This is a genomic window from Pseudomonas sp. S32 (genome assembly GCF_016648095.1).
Lineage (GTDB): Bacteria > Pseudomonadota > Gammaproteobacteria > Pseudomonadales > Pseudomonadaceae > Aquipseudomonas > Aquipseudomonas parafulva.
Map to the genome: position 1 here is coordinate 80,197 of NZ_JACVVF010000009.1, position 19,144 is coordinate 99,340.

Here is a 19,144-nt window from a genome sequence, read left to right on the forward strand (position 1 = left end):
TTTTAATGTCGCGACAGCGGCAATCAGCCGTTGAACACGTCATCCACGCTGGTCAGCGGGTAGTGCTTCGGATACGGCAGGGTGGCTACGCCGGACTCGATGGCGGCCTTGGCCACGGCGTCGGACACGACGGTGATCAGGCGAGCGTCCAGTGGCTTCGGAATGATGTACTCACGGCCGAATTCCAGGCCTTCCACGCCGTAGGCTTCACAAACTTCCTTGGGCACCGGCTGCTTGGCCAGGTCTTTCAGGGCGATGGCCGCAGCGATCTTCATTTCTTCGTTGATGCGCTTGGCACGTACGTCCAGGGCGCCGCGGAAGATGAACGGGAAGCCCAGCACGTTGTTGACCTGGTTCGGGTAGTCGGAGCGACCGGTGGCCATGATCACGTCGTTGCGGGTGGCGTGAGCCAGTTCCGGGGCGATTTCCGGGTCCGGGTTGGAGCAGGCGAACACGATCGGGTTGGCAGCCATCGACTTCAGGCCTTCAGCACTGAGCAGGTTCGGGCCGGACAGGCCAACGAACACGTCGGCGCCGTCGAGGGCATCGGCCAGGGTGCGCTTGTCGGTGGCGTGGGCGAACTGCGCCTTGTACTGGTTCAGGTCGTCACGGCCAGCGTGGATCACGCCATTACGGTCGATCATGTAGATGTTCTCGACCTTGCCACCCATGCTCACCAGCAGCTTCATGCAGGAGATGGCGGCAGCACCGGCCCCCAGGCACACGATCTTGGCGTCTTCGAGCTTCTTGCCGGCGATTTCCAGGGCGTTGATCATGCCAGCAGCCGTCACGATGGCAGTGCCGTGCTGGTCGTCGTGGAACACCGGGATATCGCACTGCTCGATCAGGGTGCGCTCGATTTCAAAGCACTCGGGGGCCTTGATGTCTTCGAGGTTGATGCCACCGAAGGTGATCGAGATGCGGCGTACGGTGTCGATGAACGCTTGCGGGCTTTCCGACTCGACTTCGATGTCGAACACGTCGATGCCGGCGAAACGCTTGAACAGAACACCCTTGCCTTCCATGACCGGCTTGGAGGCCAGCGGGCCGAGGTCACCCAGACCGAGGATGGCAGTACCGTCGGAAATCACCGCAACCAGGTTGCCTTTACCGGTGTACTTGTAGGCCAGCTCTGCATCACGGCCGATTTCCCGCACAGGCTCTGCTACACCTGGGCTGTAGGCCAGGGCGAGGTCACGGGCGGTGGCGGTGGGCTTGGAGAGTTCCACGCTCAGTTTCCCCGGACGAGGCTTGGCGTGGTATTCGAGAGCGGCGGTTTTCAGGTCTGACATGGTGGGCATTCCGCTATTGGCTGTTCTGACGGACCGCCGAGGATACGCAAAGAGCCGGGGAGTCACAAGACTGGTCGGTCACTAGTGTCAAGGCCTTTAGCCTAAGACTTTACGCTATAACCCACGGGGCATACGCCTTACAGTGTGTACAATCCAATAGCGAAATGTCTACATCTTTTGACCCGCAGCCCGCTCCAACATGCTCGGATCGGTCAACTGCATGAACCAGCGTCGGGGCCCGGGCCTGCCCGAGTTTTTACGGGCGCGGTCCCTCACCCAGCCGCGCGCCTCGACTCGCTGCCCTTTCAGGTTATCGAAGAAGCCGGCAGGCACAGTACGTTGCAGACGAGCGGGCACCTGCAGCGTGACTGCGTCGTCCAGGTTCAGCCAGATACCGCCCCGGTGGCGCTGTACAGCCTTGATACGCCCACTCACAACCGCGAACCCGGGTTGCCTGAGCGCGCGTGCAGACACCACCGGCGACGTTTTCCAAAGGCCGGCACCCGCCTTGCGTGCAACCTGTTCAGCGCGCTGCTGGCAGGTGTTGAGGCGCACATTGGGAGCGAACGCAATGCGATAGCCCAGGCCCTCGCTAAGCAGTTGTGCTTCCAGATTGTTGCCGGTACGGCTGTACAGATGCGCCAAAGTGCGGCCGTATCTGTCTTTCTTTTCCACGCCTGGTACCAGGCCGAGCCGCCCGTCACTGGCCTTGACCAAGGCCTGCAGGCGACGCCGGGCGGCCTCGGCATAAGGCTCGCTGGCCTGGCCCTTGCGGCCGATTTCCGGGGCATTGATGCCGATCATGCGCACACTGCGGCCGTCGACCAGGCGCACGGTATCGCCATCTACCACGTACCGCACCGCGACCTGCTGTGGGCGCTGCGGCAGCGGGCAGAATGCCTGTGCCGGGAGGTGCCAAGACAGGGCCATAAAAAAAGCGCCCACAAGGGGCGCCTTTTTCAGCAGCACTGCGAAACCCGAAGGGTTCGCCTTGCGCATGATTACTTCTTGGTACCGAACATGCCGAAGCGGTCGGCGAACTTCTGTACGCGGCCACCGGTGTCCAGGACTTTCTGCTTGCCAGTGTAGAACGGGTGGCACAGCGAGCACACGTCGATCGCCAGCGGCTTGGCCAGGGTCGAACGGGTCTCGAATTTGGCGCCGCAGCTGCAGGTGACTGCAACTACTTCGTAGTTTGGATGAATATCTGCTTTCATGGTCACTTCCTCGAGCTGCGTGCCGCCACCCAACACCAATTGTTGAATACCGCACGTAATTAGGCGGCGAATAATACCAGAGCGCTGCGCCAGTGCAAGTTGTCGCGTGTACCGACCGTCGTCTGCTAGGCTCGCCAGTTCTTGAAACGCCCTCCGAGACTTTCCGCGTGCCCGACGTCATCCTGCGCCTTGCCCTGCCCTCCCCGCTGCGTCGGCTGTTCGACTACAAGGCACCGGCCAGCATCGCACACCAGGCCTTGAGCCCAGGCATGCGCATACGCGTGCCGTTCGGTCGCCGGGAAATGATCGGCGTGCTGGTAGACGTCTGCGCCGAGAGCGAGGTGCCCGCCGACAAGCTCAAGCCCGCCAGCGCTCTGCTCGACCCGGTATCGCCGATACCGCCATCGCTGTTCAAGCTGTGCCTGTGGGCGGCGCAATACTACCAGCACAGCCTGGGCGACACCCTGAGCTGGGCGCTCCCTACCCTGCTGCGCCAGGGCGAGCCGGCAGAGATGCGCCAGGAGCGCTTCTGGCATGTAGCCCCTGGCGCACGCCTGGAAGACCCACGCATTGCCCGCGCGCCGCGCCAGCGTGACGCGCTCAAGACCCTAGCCCAGCACCCCCACGGCGTGCCCCACAGCCTGCTGAGCAAGCTCAACCTGAACAAGGACAGCCTTGACCTGCTGCTGGCCAAGGACCTGGTGCAGCTAGAGGTTCGCCGCCACCTGCCCCAGGAACGCCGCGAGCATTGGCTGGCCCAGTCGGAACTGCCGCTCAACGACGAACAACGCGATGCCTTCGATGCCGTACTGGAAGGCTTTGGCCACTTTGGCGCGTTTCTGCTGGCAGGCGTGACCGGCAGCGGCAAGACCGAGGTGTACCTGCAACTGATCCGCGAAACCCTGGAGGCCGGCAAGCAGGCCTTGGTGCTGATCCCCGAAATCAACCTCGGCCCGCAGACCCTGGCGCGTTTCGAACAACGCTTCAATGCCCGCATTGCGTTGCTGCACTCGGCGGTGAGCGACCGTGAGCGCCTCGACGCCTGGCTGGCTGCACGCGACGGCGAGGCAGATATCATCATCGGCACCCGTTCGGCGCTGTTCACACCCATGAAAAACCCTGGGCTGATCATCATCGACGAGGAGCACGACGGCTCCTATAAACAGCAGGAAGGCTTGCGCTACCACGCCCGCGACCTTGCTCTGGTTCGCGCCCACCAGGACAACGTGCCCATTGTGCTCGGTTCGGCCACGCCTTCACTGGAAACCCTGCACAATGCCTTGACCGGGCGCTATCGTCTGCTGCGCATGAACCAGCGTGCCGGTGGTGCCCGCCCGCCGCGCATGCTGCGCCTGGATGTGAAGAGCCTGCCGCTGGACAGCGGTATCAGCGGCCCGTTGCAGCAGGCCATCCGCCAGACACTGGAAGCCGGCCAGCAGGTATTGGTGTTTCTCAACCGCCGCGGGTTCGCGCCAACCTTGCTGTGCCACGACTGCGGGTGGTTGTCCGAGTGCCCGCGTTGCGATGCGCGCATGACGGTGCACCAGCGCTCCGGGGTGCTGCGCTGCCACCACTGCGGCTATGACGAGCGCCTGCCGCACCATTGCCCACAGTGCAACCACGTGGACCTGCGCCCGGTGGGGGCCGGTACAGAGCGTGCCGAAGAGCGCCTGAAGGTATTGTTCCCGGACTACCCGGTGCTGCGCGTGGACCGCGACAGTACCTCGCGCAAAGACGCGATGCAGCAGCTGTTCAACACCATCCAGCGTGGCCAGCCGAGCATCCTGGTCGGCACCCAGATGCTGGCCAAGGGGCACCATTTTCCCCGGGTGACCCTGGTGGCCATCCTCGATGCCGACGGCGGGTTGTTCTCTGGCGATTTCCGCGCCAGCGAGCGCATGGCCCAGTTGATCGTGCAGGTGGCCGGGCGCGCAGGGCGTGCAGAGGACCCTGGCAAGGTGATCATCCAGACGCACTTGGCAGACCATCCGCTGCTGGTACAACTGACCGAACAGGGCTACTTCGCCTTCGCCGAGCAGGCGCTGGACGAGCGCCGCGCCGCCGGGCTGCCCCCCTTTTCCCACTTGGCGTTGCTGCGGGCCGAGGCGCACAAGCCCGGCCAGGCCGAAGCGTTTCTCGATGAGGCGTGCGCAGCCGCCGAGCGCCTGGTGGCAGAGCAAGGCCTGCCGGGCATCGAACTGCTCGGCCCAGTGCCCGCCCCCATGGAACGCCGCGCCGGGCGCTTCCGTGCCCAGCTGCTGCTACAGGCCGCCACCCGTGCGCCCCTGCACCGGCTGATCAGCGCCTGGTTGCTGGTACTGGAGCAGATGCCGAGCGGCCGCCAGGTACGCTGGTCCCTGGACGTCGACCCCCTCGACCTGTACTGAGCTGCAAGCTGCAAGCTGTAAGCTGCAAGAAAGAGCAGTGCGCGTGTGGCATGGCTTCTTCTTACAGCTTGTGGCTTGTGGCTCAAAGCAAACCACGAGCTACAAGCTGCAAGAAAAACCAGCGCCAGCGCGATATCGCTTTTTCTTGCAGCTTGCAGCTTGCCGCTTGCAGCTCAAAGGTTGGCAACCTGCTCCCAGCCACGGATAATGCCCAGTTTTTCCACCTGCGCATCCAGGCGCTCACCGCGCTTGCGGTCGAAAAGAGATTTCCATGAAAGACACCATTCGCCAGCTGATCCAGCAAGCCCTCACCCAACTCGTCAACGACGGTGTGCTGCCTGACGGCCTGTCGCCGGCGATTCAGGTGGAAAACGCCCGGGACAAGACCCACGGTGACTTCGCCAGCAACATCGCCATGATGCTGGCCAAGCCTGCCGGCATGAAGCCGCGCGACCTGGCCGAGAAGCTGATCGATGCCCTGCCGGCCAGTGCCGACATCACCAAGGTCGAAATCGCCGGCCCGGGCTTTCTGAATTTCTTCCAGAACACCGCAGCCCTGGCCAGCCGCCTGGATGCCGCCCTGGGCGATGCCCGCCTGGGCGCACGCAAGGCCGGCCCTGCGCAGAAAGTGGTCGTCGACCTGTCGGCGCCGAACCTCGCCAAGGAAATGCACGTCGGCCACCTGCGTTCCACCATCATTGGTGACAGCGTGGCGCGTGTGCTGGAGTTTCTCGGCGACCAGGTGATTCGCCAGAACCACGTGGGCGACTGGGGCACCCAGTTCGGCATGCTGCTGGCGTACCTTGAAGAAAACCCGATCACCAGCGACGAGCTGTCGGACCTGGAGAACTTCTACCGCGCCGCCAAAAAGCGCTTCGACGAATCCGAGGCCTTCGCTACCCGAGCGCGAGGCCTGGTGGTGAAGCTGCAGGCGGGTGACCCGGAGTGCATGGCCCTGTGGACACGCTTCAAGGACATCTCCCTGTCGCACTGCCAGAAAACCTACGAGCTGCTGAACGTCAAGCTGACCATGGCCGACGTCATGGGCGAGAGTGCCTACAACGACGACCTGGCCAATGTCGTCCGCGAGCTGAAGGCCAAAGGCCTGCTGGTCGAGGACCAGGGCGCCCAGTGCGTATTCCTCGAAGCATTCAAGAACAGCGAAGGCGAACCACTGCCAGTGATCGTGCAGAAGGCCGATGGCGGTTACCTGTACGCCACCACCGACCTGGCTGCCGTGCGCTACCGCAGCAACGTGCTGCAGGCTGACCGCGCCCTGTACTTTGTCGACCAGCGCCAGGCCCTGCACTTCAACCAGGTGTTCGAGGTAGCGCGCCGTGCCGGCTTCGTCGGCCACCCGATGCAAATGGAGCACATGGGCTTCGGCACCATGAACGGCGCCGACGGCCGCCCGTTCAAGACCCGCGACGGTGGCACCGTCAAGCTGATCGACCTGCTGACCGAAGCCAAGGACCGCGCCTACGCGCTGGTGAAGGAAAAGAACCCGACCCTGGCCGACGACGACCTGCGCCACATCGGTGAAGTGGTGGGCATTGGTGCGGTGAAGTACGCGGACCTGTCCAAGCACCGCACCAGCGACTACAGCTTCAACTTCGAACAGATGCTCAACTTCGAAGGCAACACTGCGCCGTACCTGCTGTACGCCTATACCCGCGTGGCCGGCGTGTTCCGCAAGCTGGGCAAGGGCTTCGAGGAAGTCGAGGGCAGCATCGTACTGGAAGCCGCCCATGAGCAGGACCTGGCCGCACGCCTGGCGCAGTTCGGGGAAATCCTCAACAACGTGGCCGAGAAAGGCACGCCGCACGTGCTGTGCAGCTACCTGTACGACCTGGCCGGGCTGTTCTCCAGCTTCTACGAGAACTGCCCGATTCTGGCCGCCGAAACCCCGCAGCAGCAGCAAAGCCGCCTGCGCCTGGCTGCCCTGACCGGCCGCACCCTCAAACAAGGTCTGGAACTGCTCGGCCTGGAAACCCTGGAGCGCATGTAAGTTGGCTGCCAAGAAGAAACCTGCCCCCAAGCGCGGCGCCAGCCGCCAGACAGCGCCGGCCAAAAAACCTATCCCGGGTTGGGTATGGCTGGCGGTCGGCCTTACCGTGGGCGCATTCATCGTGTTCCTGATGAAGCTCGAACCCGGCGGTGCGGATATCAAGCGCACCAAGCCCGAGCAGCAGAAAACCGAGAAAGCGGCCGAAGCCGGCAAATCGACTCAGGCCCCTACTGTGCAGCAGCCGGTGAAGCCGAAGTATGACTTCTATACCCTGCTGCCCGAATCGGAAGTGATCGTGCCGCCCGAAGCGGTGCCGGAGAAGACGCCGCCAGTACCGGCCCAGCCGGTCACCCCGGTGACACCGGCCGAAGCCGCGAAGATCGACACGGCCCGTGCCCAGGCTGCACTGCTGGGGCAAACGCCGCCACCGGCACCGCCCGTCATCAAACCGGCAGCGACCACGCAGTTCTTCCTGCAGGCGGGTTCATTCCGCAAACAGGCGGACGCCGACAAGGTGCGCGCGCAGATCATCCTGCTGGGCCAGGCGGTGAAGGTTGAATCCGGCACGGTCAAGGAAGAAACCTGGTATCGGGTACTGGTCGGCCCCTTCAGCAACCGCGAACAACTGACCGTCGCGCAGAAGCAACTGGCCGGCGCGGGCTTCAGCAACCTGTTGCTGCAACAGCGCCAAACCCGCCAGTAAGCGGCCTTTCAGGCCCGGGTGTGAGCAACCTTGCACAGGTGCTCCCACCCGGGCCGCGCCTCAACCCCGCCCCGCATTGCGCTCGGACACCTGGGTGTTCAGGGTCCAGAAGTCGTACAGCACACCCAACAGGAACAGGCCACCGGTCAGGAAGTAAATGATCGCGGTGACCCATTTGCCCTGGTAAAGGCGGTGCAGGCCAAACACGCCGAGGAAGGTCAGCAGGATCCAGGCGATGTTGTAATCGATACGCCCGGACTCGAAACGCAGGTCCGCCTCACGGTCCATGGACGGAATCAGGAACAGGTCGATCAGCCAACCGATGCCGAACAAGCCGAAGGTGAAGAACCAGAGGGTGCCGGTGATGGGCTTGCCGTAGTAGAAGCGATGGGACCCGGTAAAGCCCAGGATCCACAGCAGGTAGCCGATCACCTTGCTGTGGGTGTCGTGCAGGGGTGCGCCCTGTTGATAACTGTTCATGCATAAACCTCGTGCGCTGCGGATGAAATTTTTCTAAAAAAAGTTGTGACTTTTTTCGCCCGGGCCGACATACGGTACGTGAAGAATCGACCAACGGATCAAAGATTGATCAAAAAGCTGTTATAAAGTTGCGCGCCCAACACACAACTATTCATAAGAGCTTCATCTATGCCGCCTTTGATCAAGACATGGCTGACCCTCTGCCTATTATTGCCCCTGGCCGCCCACGCCACCAACCGTGAGCAACGTCTTCCCAACGGTTTCACCGGCTATACCACCAATGCCGCAGTGAAGCGTGCCCCTGTCAAACAGGCCACCCTGCATGCTCGCCCTGGCAATGCCGCCAGCAGCAAACATGGCAGGCCCGCTGTCGCCATGTCTGCCAAGCAGAGCAGCGACGTGCTCAGCCGGGCCGTCAACGTGCTGGGTACCCCTTATGTTTGGGGCGGCAGCAACCCCAAAAAAGGTTTCGATTGCAGCGGGCTGGTGCAATACGCCTTCAACGACGTTGCCGACGTGAACCTGCCGCGCACCTCCAGCGCCATGGCCCAGGGCCACGGCACGAAGGTGGCCAAGGGTGACCTGAAGCCGGGCGACCTGATTTTCTTCAACATCAAGAGCCGCCGGGTGAACCACGTTGCGATCTACCTGGGCAACGACCGCTTCATCCATGCGCCTCGCCGGGGCAAGCGGGTTAGCATCGACAACCTGAGCAAGCCTTACTGGCAAAAGCATTACGTTGTCGCCAAGCGTGTATTGCCCAAGGAGCAGCAACAGCTGAACCTGGCCAAGCGCTGAAACCACGGCTGCACGTGCGTGCTGCCTGCCTGGCGTCATCCCTACGCAACGGGCAGCACGGGCGTCACCCCGCCTCGACTAATCCGCCTCAACCAACCCCCTGTCCCGCAGCCTGCGCATTGCCCCCTCCATCGTCTGCATCCCATCTGCCGTACCGGCTTGCATCACTGAATGCAACTGCGCCATGCGCCCCTCGCGGATCAAGTTGCGCACAGCCGCGGTGGCCACCAGCACTTCCCGTGCAGCCACCCTGCCCCCGCCTGCCCGCCTGACCAGCCGCTGCACCACCACTACCTGCAGCGATTGCGCGAGCATGGCGCGTACAAGGGGCTTTTCTTCGGCAGCAAACACCTCCACCAGCCTGTCGATACTGTTCACTGCCGAGCGCGTGTGCACCGTGGCCAGTACCAGGTGACCGGTCTCGGCCGCACGCAGCGCCAGGCGGATGGTGGCCAGGTCGCGTAACTCGCCGATCATGATCACGTCCGGGTCCTGGCGCAGGGCACTGCGCAAACCTTGGGCGAAGCCCGTGCAGTGCCGGCCAACTTCACGCTGGTTCACCAGGCTGCGCTGGCTGCTGTGAATAACTTCCACCGGGTCTTCGAGGGTGATGATGTGCAAGGCCCGTTCGCGGTTCAACTGATCCACCAGCGTGGCCAGGGTGCTGGATTTGCCGCAGCCGGTAGGGCCGCCGACCAGCACCAGCCCATCGTCGCAGCCTGCGATGGTGTTGAAAATGCCTGCCAGGTCGAGCTCGTCCACCCCGGCAATACGCCCGGGTATCAGGCGGAACGTGAGTGCAAGGCCGTTCAATTGCCTGAACAGGTTCAACCGGAAACGCCCCAGCGGCGGCAGTGCCAATGCCATGTCCAGTTCATCGCCGTGTTGCCACTGGTGCAGTTGGGCCTCGCTCAGCATGCAGGCCATACCCTCAGCCAGCTCGGGCCCCTGCAAGGCGGGGCCCGGCAAGCGCTGCAATTGGCCGTCCTTGCGCAGCATGGGTACCTGGCCCGCAGCGAGGTGCAGGTCGCACGCCCCCGCTGCCACGGCCCTGCCCAGCAGGTCAGTCACGTCCATGAGACTCCCCTTCGGCGTTCAACCAGGTAAAATGCGGCAACCTCTCAGCTGCCGGCATCGATCAATGTCCACCCTAGCAGACAACCTATCCACGATTTGCGCCCGCATCACCGAGGGTGCCCAGGCCGCCGGGCGCGACCCCGCCAGCGTGCACCTGCTGGCCGTGAGCAAAACCAAGCCGGCCAGCGCGATCCGCGAGGTTCACGCTGCGGGTGTGCGCGACTTTGGGGAAAACTACCTACAAGAGGCGCTGACAAAGCAGCAGCAACTGGGCGACCTGCCCTTGATCTGGCACTTCATCGGCCCCATTCAGTCGAACAAGACCAAAGCCATCGCCGAGCACTTCGACTGGGTACATTCCGTGGATCGCCTGAAAATTGCCCAGCGCCTGTCGGAGCAACGCCCCACCGGGCTGGCGCCACTCAACATCTGCCTGCAGGTGAACGTGAGTGGCGAAGACAGCAAGGCCGGCTGTGCCCCCACCGACCTGCCAGCGTTGGCCGAGGCGATTGCGGCACTGCCCAACTTGCAGCTACGCGGACTGATGGCAATCCCCGAGCCCACCGAAGACCGCGCCGCCCAAGAGGCCGCCTTTGAGAGGTTGCGCCAGTTGCAAGAAGGCCTGGGGCTTGGCCTGGACACCTTGTCCATGGGCATGAGCCACGACCTGGAAGCCGCCATTGCCCAGGGAGCGACCTGGGTGCGCATTGGCACCGCCCTGTTCGGTGCACGCGATTACGGCAACGCCTGATTCCATGCTTTACTCACTCTTCCCCACAAGGACCTGACATGAGCCAGACACGTATTGCCTTTATTGGCGCCGGCAACATGGCCGCCAGCCTGATCGGTGGTCTGCGTGCCCAGGGCCTGGAGGCTTCGCAGATCCGCGCCAGCGACCCTGGCGCCGACACCCGCACCCGCATCCAGGCCGATCACGGCATCGAAACCTTCGAAGACAACGCCCAGGCCATCGCTGACGCCGACGTGATCGTGCTGGCGGTCAAGCCACAAGTGATGAAAACCGTGTGCCAGGCCCTGCAACCCAACCTGCAGGGCGGCCAGCTGATTGTGTCCATTGCTGCGGGCATTACCTGCGCAAGCCTGCAAAGCTGGCTCGGTGCCCGGCCGGTGGTGCGCTGCATGCCCAACACCCCGGCCCTGCTGCGCCAGGGCGTCAGCGGCCTGTATGCCACCCACGAGGTCTCTGCCGAACAGCGTCAGCAGGCCGAACAGCTACTGTCGGCAGTGGGTACCGCGCTGTGGCTTGAGCAGGAGCAGCAACTGGACGCAGTGACGGCTGTTTCCGGCAGTGGCCCGGCGTACTTCTTCCTGCTGATCGAGGCCATGACGGCCGCAGGCGAGAAACTCGGCCTGCCCCGTGAAACCGCCACTCAGCTGACCCTGCACACCGCACTGGGTGCTGCCCGCATGGCGGTGGCCAGCGAAGTGGATGCAGCCGAACTGCGCCGTCGCGTCACCTCGCCCGCGGGCACCACCGAAGCCGCCATCACGTCGTTCCAGGCGAGCGGTTTCGAAGCCATCGTCGAGCAGGCACTGCAGGCCGCCGCCAAGCGTTCCGCAGAGCTGGCCGAACAACTGGGCCAATAAGGAGTTTTAGATGAATGCACTGTCCGGCGCCGCGATCTTCGTGGTGCAAACCCTGGTCAGCCTGTATCTGGTGATCGTGCTGCTGCGTTTCGTGCTGCAACTGGTAAAGGCCAATTTCTACAACCCGTTGTCCCAGTTCACCGTACGCGCCACCCAGCCACTGCTCAAACCCATTCGCCGGGTCATCCCCAGCATTGCCGGGCTGGATACCTCGTCGCTGCTGCTGGCGGTGGTCATCCAGGCGCTGCTGATGGGCTTTGTGCTGATGGTCACCTACGGCACCTTCGGTGACGTGCTGCACCTGTTGATGTGGGCCATCATCGGCATCACCTCGCTGTTCCTGAAGATCTTCTGGGTAGCGATGATCGTGATGGTGATCGTGTCGTGGGTGGCCCCCAACTCGAACAACCCGGCGGCAGAGCTTGCCTACCAGATCAGCGAGCCGGTACTGGCGCCCTTCCGCCGCATCGTGCCCAACCTGGGCGGCATGGATATTTCGCCGATCTTCGCCTTCCTGGCGATCCAGGTGATCCAGTCGTTCGTCATGCCACCGCTGGCCGCCTATGCCGGCATGCCGCAAGAGCTGTGGCGCATGATCTGACCCGGCCCACCCCCGGCAGCAAGCCTTTGCTTGCCGCTGGGGGTAGCGCTCTTTAGACTTACGCCTCCGTCAAGCGTGAGCAGGGTCGATGTCCACTGTCTTTCCCGAAGATTCCGTCGGTCTGGTAGTACCGCAAACCGCCAGGTTCGATGAACCGCTGGCCCTGGCCTGCGGCCGCTCCCTGATCAGCTACGAGCTGGTCTACGAAACCTACGGCACCCTGAACGCCAGCGCGAGCAACGCTGTGCTTATCTGCCATGCCTTGTCCGGCCACCACCACGCTGCCGGCTACCATGACGCCAGCGACCGCAAGCCGGGTTGGTGGGACAGCTGCATCGGCCCAGGCAAGCCAATCGACACCAACCGCTTCTTCGTGGTCAGCCTGAACAACCTGGGCGGCTGCAACGGCAGCACCGGCCCCAGCAGCCTCAACCCCGCCACCAACAAGCCCTACGGTGCCGATTTCCCGGTGCTTACGGTGGAAGACTGGGTGCACAGCCAGGTGCGCCTGGCCCAGCGCCTGGGCATCGAACAGTGGGCGGCAGTGGTCGGTGGCAGCCTGGGCGGCATGCAGGCGCTGCAGTGGACCATCACCTACCCCGAGCGCGTGCGCCACTGCGTCGACATCGCATCGGCACCCAAGCTGTCGGCGCAGAACATTGCCTTCAACGAAGTGGCGCGCCAGGCGATTCTGACCGACCCCGAGTTCCATGGCGGTTCGTTCCAGGACCAGGGGGTGATCCCCAAACGCGGCCTGATGCTGGCGCGCATGGTCGGCCATATCACCTACCTGTCCGATGACTCGATGGGTGAGAAATTCGGCCGTGAGCTGAAAAGCGACAAACTCAACTACGACTTCCACAGTGTCGAGTTCCAGGTAGAAAGCTACCTGCGCTATCAGGGCGAAGAGTTTTCCGGTCGCTTCGATGCCAATACCTACCTGTTGATGACCAAGGCGCTGGATTATTTCGACCCGGCAGCCACCCACGGCGGCGACCTGGCGGCGACCCTGGCCGACGTCAAGGCCAACTACTGCATCATGTCGTTCACCACCGACTGGCGTTTTTCCCCTGCCCGCTCGCGGGAAATCGTCGACGCGCTGATGGCCGCCCGCAAGAACGTCTGCTACCTGGAAATCGACTCGCCCTATGGGCACGATGCTTTCCTGATCCCCACACCTCGCTACATGCAGGGTTTCTCGAACTACATGAACCGCATTGCCATCTGAGGACAGCATGAGAGCCGATCTGGAAATCATCCACGACTGGATCCCCGCCGGTAGCCGGGTCCTCGACCTGGGCTGCGGTAGCGGCGAACTGCTGGCTTCGCTGCGCGATCGCAAGCAGGTCACCGGTTACGGCCTGGAAATCGACGCCGATAATATCGCTGCGTGCGTCGCCAAGGGCGTGAATGTCATCGAGCAAGACCTCGACAAAGGCCTGGGCAACTTCGCCAGCAACAGTTTCGACGTGGTGATCATGACCCAGGCCTTGCAGGCCGTGGAGTACCCCGACCGTATCCTGGACGAGATGCTGCGCGTGGGCCGCCAGTGCATCATCACCTTCCCCAACTTCGGCCATTGGCGCTGCCGCTGGTACCTGGCGACCAAAGGCCGCATGCCGGTGTCGGACTTCATGCCGTATACCTGGTACAACACGCCAAACATCCACTTCTGCACCTTCGCCGACTTCGAGGAGCTGGTGCACGAACGCAAGGCCAAGGTGCTGGACCGCCTGGCTGTCGATAACCTGCACCGCAATGGGTGGGGTGGCCGGCTTTGGCCTAATCTTCTGGGTGAAATCGGCATCTACCGGGTCAGCAGCCCCGGCCTGCAGGAACACCAGCTCGCAGTCTGATTATTCGGAGGGATCGCACCATGCGTCGCCTTGCATTGTTTCTCGTCAGTTTGTGTCTGGCCTTGCCGGCGGTGGCCGCCGATACTGCCCGCGCCGATCGCAAAGAGGTATTCGGCAACGTGACGGTGCACTACAGCGCCTTCACCTCGAGCATGCTCACACCCCAGGTAGCTGCGGCCACGGGCCTGGTACGCAGCAAGAACCTGGGGGTACTCACCCTGACTGCGCTCAAGGCCGGCAAACCGGCAACGGCAGTGGTCAGCGGTACGGTCAAGGACCTCACCGGGCGCAGCAGCCCCCTGTCGTTCAGGCAGGTTACCGACCAGGGCACGGTGTCGTACGTGGCCCAGTTCAAGATCGAACAGCCCGAAACCGTCACGTTCGACCTGAATGTCGAAACCGGCGGCATCGGCAACTCCTTCAGTTTCAACCAGGAAGTGTTCCCAGGCGAATGATGAATTTCCAGCAACTGGTATTGGCCAGCCACAACGCCGGCAAACTCAAGGAACTGCAAGCCATGCTCGGCCAGAGCGTGCAATTGCGGTCCATTGGCGAGTTCAGCCAGGTCGAACCGGAAGAAACCGGCCTGTCGTTCGTTGAAAACGCCATCCTCAAGGCCCGCAATGCAGCGCGCATCTCCGGCTTACCGGCGCTGGCCGATGACTCGGGCCTGGCCGTGGACTTCCTGGGGGGTGCTCCGGGGATTTACTCGGCGCGTTATGCCAATGGCCAGGGTGACGCGGCGAACAACGCCAAGCTGCTCGAAGCACTGAAAGACGTGCCTGAGGCCGAGCGCGGCGCCCAGTTCGTCTGCGTGCTGGCGCTGGTGCGCCACGCAGACGACCCACTGCCGATCCTGTGCGAAGGGTTGTGGCATGGCCGTATTCTGTTCCAGGCCAGCGGTGACCACGGTTTTGGCTACGATCCGCTGTTCTGGGTGCCCGAACGAGACTGCTCCAGCGCCGACCTGGCGCCCGCGGACAAGAACCAGCTAAGCCACCGCGCCCGCGCCATGGCCCTGTTGCGTCAACGTCTGGGCCTGGCATGATCCCACCGCAGTCCTCCCCCGCTGCGGCAGGCTTCCAGCAACTGCCGCCGCTGTCGCTGTACATCCACATCCCCTGGTGCGTACGCAAATGCCCGTACTGCGACTTCAATTCCCACGCGGCCGGGCCTGAGCTGCCGGAGGATGCCTATGTCGCGGCACTGCTCACCGACCTTGACCAGGAGCTGGCCGCCGTACAGGGCCGCCCCATCAGCTCGATCTTCTTCGGGGGCGGCACGCCCAGCCTGTTCAGCGCCGCCGCCTTGGGCCGGCTGCTGCGCGGTGTGGAACAACGCATTGCGTTTGCAGCGGACATCGAGATAACCCTGGAGGCCAACCCGGGTACGTTCGAACAGGACAAGTTCAAGGCCTACCGGCAAACGGGCATCAACCGCCTGTCCATCGGCGTGCAGAGCTTCCAGCCCGGCAAACTGGAGGCGCTGGGGCGTATCCACAACGGCGACGAAGCGGTACGCGCAGCAGGTATGGCACGCGCCGCCGGCTTCGATAATTTCAACATGGACCTGATGCACGGCCTGCCCGACCAGTCGCTGGATGATGCGCTCGGCGACCTGCGCCAGGCCATCGACCTGGGCCCGACGCACCTGTCGTGGTACCAGCTGACGGTGGAACCTAACACCGTGTTCTGGAACCAGCCGCCAGCGCTGCCCGAAGACGATATCCTCTGGGATATCCAGGAAGCCGGCCAGCACCTCATGGCCGCCAACGGCTTTGCCCAGTACGAAGTGTCCGCCTACGCCCAACCTGGCCGCGCTGCCCGGCATAACCTGAACTACTGGCGTTTTGGCGACTTCATCGGCATCGGCGCCGGCGCCCATGGCAAGCTCACCTTTGCCGATGGCCGCATTCTGCGCACCTGGAAGACGCGCCTGCCCAAGGACTACCTGAACCTGGCCAAACCATTCAAGGCGGGGGAAAAGCTGCTGCCGGTCGCGGAACTGCCGTTCGAGTTCCTGATGAACGCCCTGCGGCTCACTGATGGCGTTGAAGCCCGGCTGTTCACCGAACGCACCGGGCTGCCCCTCGCGCAACTGGCCGAGGCCCGCCGCAGTGCCGAACAAAAGGGCCTTTTGCAGGTCGAACCGGATCGGCTGGCCGCAACGCCCCGGGGGCAGTTGTTCCTCAACGACCTGCTGCAGTATTTCTTGACCTAAGGATGACCCATGGATCTGGTACTTGATCTGCTCGCGACGGTTTCCCGCTGGAGCCGCAGCAACCTGTCTGAAATTTCGCTCGCCTTGGTGGGCTGCCTACTGGTGCTGTTCGGCACCGACATCAAGACCTGGGTGGAGCAACGCCTGGGCAGCCTGGCAGGCGCCCTACGGGTACCCCTGATGGCCTTGCTGGTGATGATCGGCAGCGGCGCGGCACTGATCTATGCCACACCGTGGGTGGTGAAAGGGTTGGGCCAGTTCAACAACTATGCGCTGGCGCCGGTGTTGCTGGTGGTGCTGGTGCTGATTGGGGTGGTTGCTGATCGGCGCGGGTGATTGACCAGTCAGGCGCGGTCTGCAGTTGGTCGGCACGCGAAGCTGATGCTCACGCAAGTGCACATAATCTTGTGATTCAGCACCAACCCGTGGGAGCAACTGTCTTCCACAAAGTCTGAATGCTGGCGCAATCCACCTTGTGGGAGCGGCTTCAGCCGCGAACACCGGCAAAGCCGGTGCCATACACCGCGCTGTTTGCTTCGCGGGTAAACCCGCTCCCACAGTGATTGCGCCAGCTTTGAGATCTTGGGGAAGACAGTTGCTCCCACAGCTTGCGAAAGCCGATCAGTCAACCTTCTCGAACTTCAAGTCCCACACCCCATGCCCCAGCCGCTCGCCGCGGCGTTCGAACTTGGTGATCGGGCGTTCTTCGGGGCGGGGCACATAGGTGCCATCCGCCGCGCGGTTGCGATAGCCCGGCGCTGCGTTCATCACTTCCAGCATGTACTCGGCGTAGGGCTCCCAGTCCGTCGCCATGTGGAACACCCCACCGGGCTTGAGCTTGCGGCGCACCAGCTCGGCAAACTCCAGCTGCACGATACGGCGCTTATGGTGACGCGCCTTGTGCCAGGGGTCGGGGAAGAACAGCATCAGGCGGTCGAGGCTGTTGTCGGCCACGCAGCGGTTCAGCACTTCGATGGCATCGCAGTCATACACCCGCAGGTTCTGCAGGCCCTGGGTGAGCACACCGTTGAGCAGCGCACCCACACCCGGGCGGTGAACCTCTACGCCGATAAAATCCTGATCTGGCGCGGCCGCCGCCATTTCCAGCAGGGAATGGCCCATGCCAAAACCGATTTCCAGCGTGCGCGGCGCCGACCGGCCAAACACCTGATCGTAGTCCACAGGGCTGTCGGCCAGCGGCAGGATGAACTGCGGGCCACCTTGGTCCAGGCCACGTTGCTGGCCTTCGGTCATGCGCCCGGCGCGCATCACGAAGCTCTTGATGCGACGGTGTGGGCGGGCGTCGCCGTCAGGGGTGGTCGGCGTATCGTGCGATTCAGTCATCAGGGGCTCTTACTTGATCAGACCTTCCAGCGGTGAAGACGCGCTGGCATAGAGTTTCTTGGGCATACGGCCGGCCAGGTAGGCCATGCGGCCGGCGACAATGGCATGCTTCATGGCCTCAGCCATAAGCACCGGCTGCTGGGCGTGGGCAATGGCCGAATTCATCAGCACCGCCTCGCAGCCCATTTCCATGGCGATGGTGGCATCCGATGCGGTGCCTACACCGGCGTCGACCAGCACGGGCACCTTCGATTCCTCAAGGATGATCTGCAGGTTGTACGGGTTGCAGATGCCCAGCCCGGTGCCGATCAGGCCTGCCAGGGGCATGACCGCGATGCAGCCGGCTTCGGCGAGCTGACGGGCGATGATCGGGTCGTCGCTGGTGTAGACCATCACGTCGAAACCATCCTTGACCAGCACTTCGGCAGCCTTGAGGGTTTCGATCACGTTGGGGAACAGGGTTTTCTGGTCGGCCAGCACTTCCAGCTTGACCAGGTTGTGGCCATCGAGCAGCTCTCGGGCCAGGCGGCAGGTGCGCACGGCCTCGACGGCGTCATAGCAACCTGCGGTGTTCGGCAAGATGGTATAGCGATCTGGCGGCAGCACATCGAGCAGGTTCGGCTCACCCGGGTTCTGGCCGATGTTGGTGCGGCGCACGGCAACGGTGACGATTTCGGCACCCGAGGCTTCGATGGCCAGGCGGGTTTCTTCCATGTCACGGTACTTGCCGGTGCCGACCAGCAGGCGCGACTGGAACGTACGGCCGGCCAGGGTGAAGGGCTTGTCGCTGCGAACGTTGCTCATGGTTGTTCCTCGGGAAAAGGTTGCTGGGCTTGCAGGGGGTTCGCCGGCAGCGATCAGCCGCCGCCGATGGCGTGCACCACTTCGACCTGGTCGCCCTCGCGCAGCGCAGTGCTGTCGTGCTGGCTGCGCGGCACGATATCCTGGTTGAGCTCTACCGCCACGCGGCGGCCAGCCAGGTCCAGGCGGGCCAGCAGGGCCGCGACGCTCTCGCCCGACGGCAATTCGTAAGGCTCACCATTGAGTTGAATGCGCATGCTCACGGCCACCATTGTTCTTTGGGGCCCGCATTCTAGCCCCGAAAGGGCCTGCAACCCAAGGCCGCCACACGCCATTAGTCGCGATAGCGGGCCGCCCAGTCAGCCCAGCCGCCACGCGGCAAGCCCCAGGCACAGCCAGCCGGCAAGGAAGCACACACCGCCGATGGGGGTGATGATGCCAAGCTTGCCGATGCCACTGAGGGTGAGCAGGTAAAGGCTGCCGGAAAACAGCACGATACCCAGCACGAACAGGCCGCCTGCCCAACCGACAAGCCGCCCGGGCAAGTGCGCTGCCAGCAGTGCAACCCCGAACAGCGCCAGGGCATGCACCAGTTGGTAGGTCACACCAGTGTGGAAAATCGCCAGGTAATCGGCACTGAGCCTGTTCTTGAGGCCGTGCGCGGCGAAGGCGCCCAGTGCGACACCGGTAAAACCGAAAAAGGCGGCAAGCATCAGGAAGCTGCGAAGCATGGGACGACTCCTTGTATCGGG

Annotated in this window: 23 protein-coding genes; 14 read left to right on the top strand and 9 right to left on the bottom strand. The window is 63.3% G+C overall.

Annotation, left to right across the window (positions count from 1 at the left end; translation table 11 throughout):
- Positions 1-23 precede the first annotated feature (23 nt).
- From IAE38_RS07285 to rpmE, 3 genes are all read right to left on the bottom strand, one after another.
- Complete coding sequence (locus IAE38_RS07285; protein ID WP_028632034.1) at positions 24-1,292, bottom strand: malic enzyme-like NAD(P)-binding protein; 1,269 nt, start codon at positions 1,290-1,292, stop codon at positions 24-26.
- Positions 1,293-1,460: 168 nt separating this feature from the next.
- Entirely contained in the window at positions 1,461-2,291 is an 831-nt protein-coding gene (locus tag IAE38_RS07290; protein ID WP_201216806.1) for a thermonuclease family protein, read from the bottom strand.
- Positions 2,292-2,293: 2 nt separating this feature from the next.
- The gene (gene rpmE / locus IAE38_RS07295; protein ID WP_028632036.1) at positions 2,294-2,509 is read right to left on the bottom strand and encodes a 50S ribosomal protein L31; all 216 of its coding nucleotides are present in this window, start codon (positions 2,507-2,509) and stop codon (positions 2,294-2,296) included.
- A 167-nt stretch (positions 2,510-2,676) separates the two neighbouring features.
- Here rpmE and IAE38_RS07300 point away from each other — a divergent pair, with 167 nt between their 5' ends.
- From IAE38_RS07300 to IAE38_RS07315, 4 genes are read left to right on the top strand one after another with little or no spacing between them, the layout of a single operon-like run.
- Positions 2,677-4,896, top strand: a complete 2,220-nt coding sequence (locus IAE38_RS07300; protein ID WP_201216808.1) for a primosomal protein N' — start codon at positions 2,677-2,679, stop codon at positions 4,894-4,896.
- Positions 4,897-4,946: 50 nt separating this feature from the next.
- Positions 4,947-5,171: a hypothetical protein gene (locus tag IAE38_RS07305; protein ID WP_201163030.1), complete on the top strand. Its 225-nt coding sequence runs from the start codon at positions 4,947-4,949 to the stop codon at positions 5,169-5,171.
- A complete protein-coding gene (gene argS, locus IAE38_RS07310) occupies positions 5,168-6,904 on the top strand; it encodes an arginine--tRNA ligase (RefSeq protein ID WP_201163029.1) in 1,737 nt (578 codons plus the stop codon). The genes IAE38_RS07305 and argS overlap by 4 nt, the downstream gene beginning before the upstream one ends.
- A gap of 1 nt (position 6,905) precedes the next feature.
- Complete coding sequence (locus IAE38_RS07315) at positions 6,906-7,607, top strand: SPOR domain-containing protein (RefSeq protein ID WP_028632039.1); 702 nt, start codon at positions 6,906-6,908, stop codon at positions 7,605-7,607.
- A 60-nt stretch (positions 7,608-7,667) separates the two neighbouring features.
- On the opposite strand, the gene IAE38_RS07320 is transcribed toward IAE38_RS07315, so the two are convergent.
- Positions 7,668-8,087, bottom strand: coding sequence for an NINE protein (locus tag IAE38_RS07320; protein WP_028632040.1), 420 nt, complete (start codon positions 8,085-8,087; stop codon positions 7,668-7,670).
- A gap of 168 nt (positions 8,088-8,255) precedes the next feature.
- Between IAE38_RS07320 and IAE38_RS07325 the strand changes: the two genes are divergently transcribed.
- Entirely contained in the window at positions 8,256-8,885 is a 630-nt protein-coding gene (locus IAE38_RS07325) for a C40 family peptidase (RefSeq protein ID WP_201163028.1), read from the top strand.
- Positions 8,886-8,963: 78 nt separating this feature from the next.
- Here IAE38_RS07325 and IAE38_RS07330 read toward each other — a convergent pair whose 3' ends face one another.
- Positions 8,964-9,962: a type IV pilus twitching motility protein PilT gene (locus IAE38_RS07330; protein ID WP_201216810.1), complete on the bottom strand. Its 999-nt coding sequence runs from the start codon at positions 9,960-9,962 to the stop codon at positions 8,964-8,966.
- A 64-nt stretch (positions 9,963-10,026) separates the two neighbouring features.
- On the opposite strand from IAE38_RS07330, the gene IAE38_RS07335 reads away from it, so the two are divergent.
- From IAE38_RS07335 to IAE38_RS07375, 9 genes are all read left to right on the top strand, one after another.
- Positions 10,027-10,713 carry a YggS family pyridoxal phosphate-dependent enzyme gene (locus tag IAE38_RS07335; protein ID WP_201216812.1) on the top strand — a complete coding sequence of 229 codons (687 nt, stop codon included), beginning with the start codon at positions 10,027-10,029 and terminating at the stop codon, positions 10,711-10,713.
- A 38-nt stretch (positions 10,714-10,751) separates the two neighbouring features.
- Positions 10,752-11,570: a pyrroline-5-carboxylate reductase gene (gene proC, locus IAE38_RS07340; protein ID WP_201216815.1), complete on the top strand. Its 819-nt coding sequence runs from the start codon at positions 10,752-10,754 to the stop codon at positions 11,568-11,570.
- Between the two features lie 10 nt (positions 11,571-11,580).
- Positions 11,581-12,171 carry a YggT family protein gene (locus IAE38_RS07345; protein WP_060480814.1) on the top strand — a complete coding sequence of 197 codons (591 nt, stop codon included), beginning with the start codon at positions 11,581-11,583 and terminating at the stop codon, positions 12,169-12,171.
- An 88-nt stretch (positions 12,172-12,259) separates the two neighbouring features.
- Positions 12,260-13,399, top strand: coding sequence for a homoserine O-succinyltransferase MetX (gene metX / locus IAE38_RS07350; protein WP_201216817.1), 1,140 nt, complete (start codon positions 12,260-12,262; stop codon positions 13,397-13,399).
- Between the two features lie 7 nt (positions 13,400-13,406).
- Positions 13,407-14,027, top strand: coding sequence for a methionine biosynthesis protein MetW (gene metW, locus IAE38_RS07355; protein ID WP_028632047.1), 621 nt, complete (start codon positions 13,407-13,409; stop codon positions 14,025-14,027).
- 20 nt (positions 14,028-14,047) lie between these two features.
- Complete coding sequence (locus IAE38_RS07360) at positions 14,048-14,482, top strand: DUF4426 domain-containing protein (protein ID WP_028632048.1); 435 nt, start codon at positions 14,048-14,050, stop codon at positions 14,480-14,482.
- A complete protein-coding gene (gene rdgB / locus IAE38_RS07365) occupies positions 14,479-15,075 on the top strand; it encodes an RdgB/HAM1 family non-canonical purine NTP pyrophosphatase (RefSeq protein WP_028632049.1) in 597 nt (198 codons plus the stop codon). Before IAE38_RS07360 ends, rdgB begins: the two co-directional genes overlap by 4 nt.
- Entirely contained in the window at positions 15,072-16,247 is a 1,176-nt protein-coding gene (gene hemW / locus IAE38_RS07370; RefSeq protein WP_201216819.1) for a radical SAM family heme chaperone HemW, read from the top strand. Before rdgB ends, hemW begins: the two co-directional genes overlap by 4 nt.
- A 9-nt stretch (positions 16,248-16,256) precedes the next feature.
- Entirely contained in the window at positions 16,257-16,583 is a 327-nt protein-coding gene (locus IAE38_RS07375; protein WP_060480817.1) for a DUF3392 family protein, read from the top strand.
- 285 nt (positions 16,584-16,868) lie between these two features.
- Here the strand turns inward: IAE38_RS07375 and trmB are convergent, their stop codons facing one another.
- From trmB to IAE38_RS07395, 4 genes are all read right to left on the bottom strand, one after another.
- The gene (gene trmB / locus IAE38_RS07380; RefSeq protein ID WP_060480818.1) at positions 16,869-17,591 is read right to left on the bottom strand and encodes a tRNA (guanosine(46)-N7)-methyltransferase TrmB; all 723 of its coding nucleotides are present in this window, start codon (positions 17,589-17,591) and stop codon (positions 16,869-16,871) included.
- Between the two features lie 9 nt (positions 17,592-17,600).
- Complete coding sequence (locus IAE38_RS07385) at positions 17,601-18,395, bottom strand: thiazole synthase (protein ID WP_043208630.1); 795 nt, start codon at positions 18,393-18,395, stop codon at positions 17,601-17,603.
- Between the two features lie 53 nt (positions 18,396-18,448).
- Entirely contained in the window at positions 18,449-18,649 is a 201-nt protein-coding gene (gene thiS / locus IAE38_RS07390; RefSeq protein WP_201216821.1) for a sulfur carrier protein ThiS, read from the bottom strand.
- 102 nt (positions 18,650-18,751) lie between these two features.
- Positions 18,752-19,123: a DUF423 domain-containing protein gene (locus tag IAE38_RS07395; protein WP_060480819.1), complete on the bottom strand. Its 372-nt coding sequence runs from the start codon at positions 19,121-19,123 to the stop codon at positions 18,752-18,754.
- Between the last annotated feature and the right edge of the window lie 21 nt (positions 19,124-19,144).

Coding starts and splice junctions, on each gene's coding strand:
- IAE38_RS07285 (WP_028632034.1), bottom strand. CDS start 1,292: ATGTCAGACCTGAAAACCGCCGCTCTCGAATACCACGCCAAGCCTCGT.
- IAE38_RS07290 (WP_201216806.1), bottom strand. CDS start 2,291: ATGCGCAAGGCGAACCCTTCGGGTTTCGCAGTGCTGCTGAAAAAGGCG.
- rpmE (WP_028632036.1), bottom strand. CDS start 2,509: ATGAAAGCAGATATTCATCCAAACTACGAAGTAGTTGCAGTCACCTGC.
- IAE38_RS07305 (WP_201163030.1), top strand. CDS start 4,947: ATGGCTTCTTCTTACAGCTTGTGGCTTGTGGCTCAAAGCAAACCACGA.
- argS (WP_201163029.1), top strand. CDS start 5,168: ATGAAAGACACCATTCGCCAGCTGATCCAGCAAGCCCTCACCCAACTC.
- IAE38_RS07320 (WP_028632040.1), bottom strand. CDS start 8,087: ATGAACAGTTATCAACAGGGCGCACCCCTGCACGACACCCACAGCAAG.
- IAE38_RS07325 (WP_201163028.1), top strand. CDS start 8,256: ATGCCGCCTTTGATCAAGACATGGCTGACCCTCTGCCTATTATTGCCC.
- IAE38_RS07330 (WP_201216810.1), bottom strand. CDS start 9,962: ATGGACGTGACTGACCTGCTGGGCAGGGCCGTGGCAGCGGGGGCGTGC.
- IAE38_RS07335 (WP_201216812.1), top strand. CDS start 10,027: ATGTCCACCCTAGCAGACAACCTATCCACGATTTGCGCCCGCATCACC.
- proC (WP_201216815.1), top strand. CDS start 10,752: ATGAGCCAGACACGTATTGCCTTTATTGGCGCCGGCAACATGGCCGCC.
- IAE38_RS07345 (WP_060480814.1), top strand. CDS start 11,581: ATGAATGCACTGTCCGGCGCCGCGATCTTCGTGGTGCAAACCCTGGTC.
- metX (WP_201216817.1), top strand. CDS start 12,260: ATGTCCACTGTCTTTCCCGAAGATTCCGTCGGTCTGGTAGTACCGCAA.
- metW (WP_028632047.1), top strand. CDS start 13,407: ATGAGAGCCGATCTGGAAATCATCCACGACTGGATCCCCGCCGGTAGC.
- IAE38_RS07360 (WP_028632048.1), top strand. CDS start 14,048: ATGCGTCGCCTTGCATTGTTTCTCGTCAGTTTGTGTCTGGCCTTGCCG.
- rdgB (WP_028632049.1), top strand. CDS start 14,479: ATGATGAATTTCCAGCAACTGGTATTGGCCAGCCACAACGCCGGCAAA.
- hemW (WP_201216819.1), top strand. CDS start 15,072: ATGATCCCACCGCAGTCCTCCCCCGCTGCGGCAGGCTTCCAGCAACTG.
- IAE38_RS07375 (WP_060480817.1), top strand. CDS start 16,257: ATGGATCTGGTACTTGATCTGCTCGCGACGGTTTCCCGCTGGAGCCGC.
- trmB (WP_060480818.1), bottom strand. CDS start 17,591: ATGACTGAATCGCACGATACGCCGACCACCCCTGACGGCGACGCCCGC.
- IAE38_RS07385 (WP_043208630.1), bottom strand. CDS start 18,395: ATGAGCAACGTTCGCAGCGACAAGCCCTTCACCCTGGCCGGCCGTACG.
- thiS (WP_201216821.1), bottom strand. CDS start 18,649: ATGCGCATTCAACTCAATGGTGAGCCTTACGAATTGCCGTCGGGCGAG.
- IAE38_RS07395 (WP_060480819.1), bottom strand. CDS start 19,123: ATGCTTCGCAGCTTCCTGATGCTTGCCGCCTTTTTCGGTTTTACCGGT.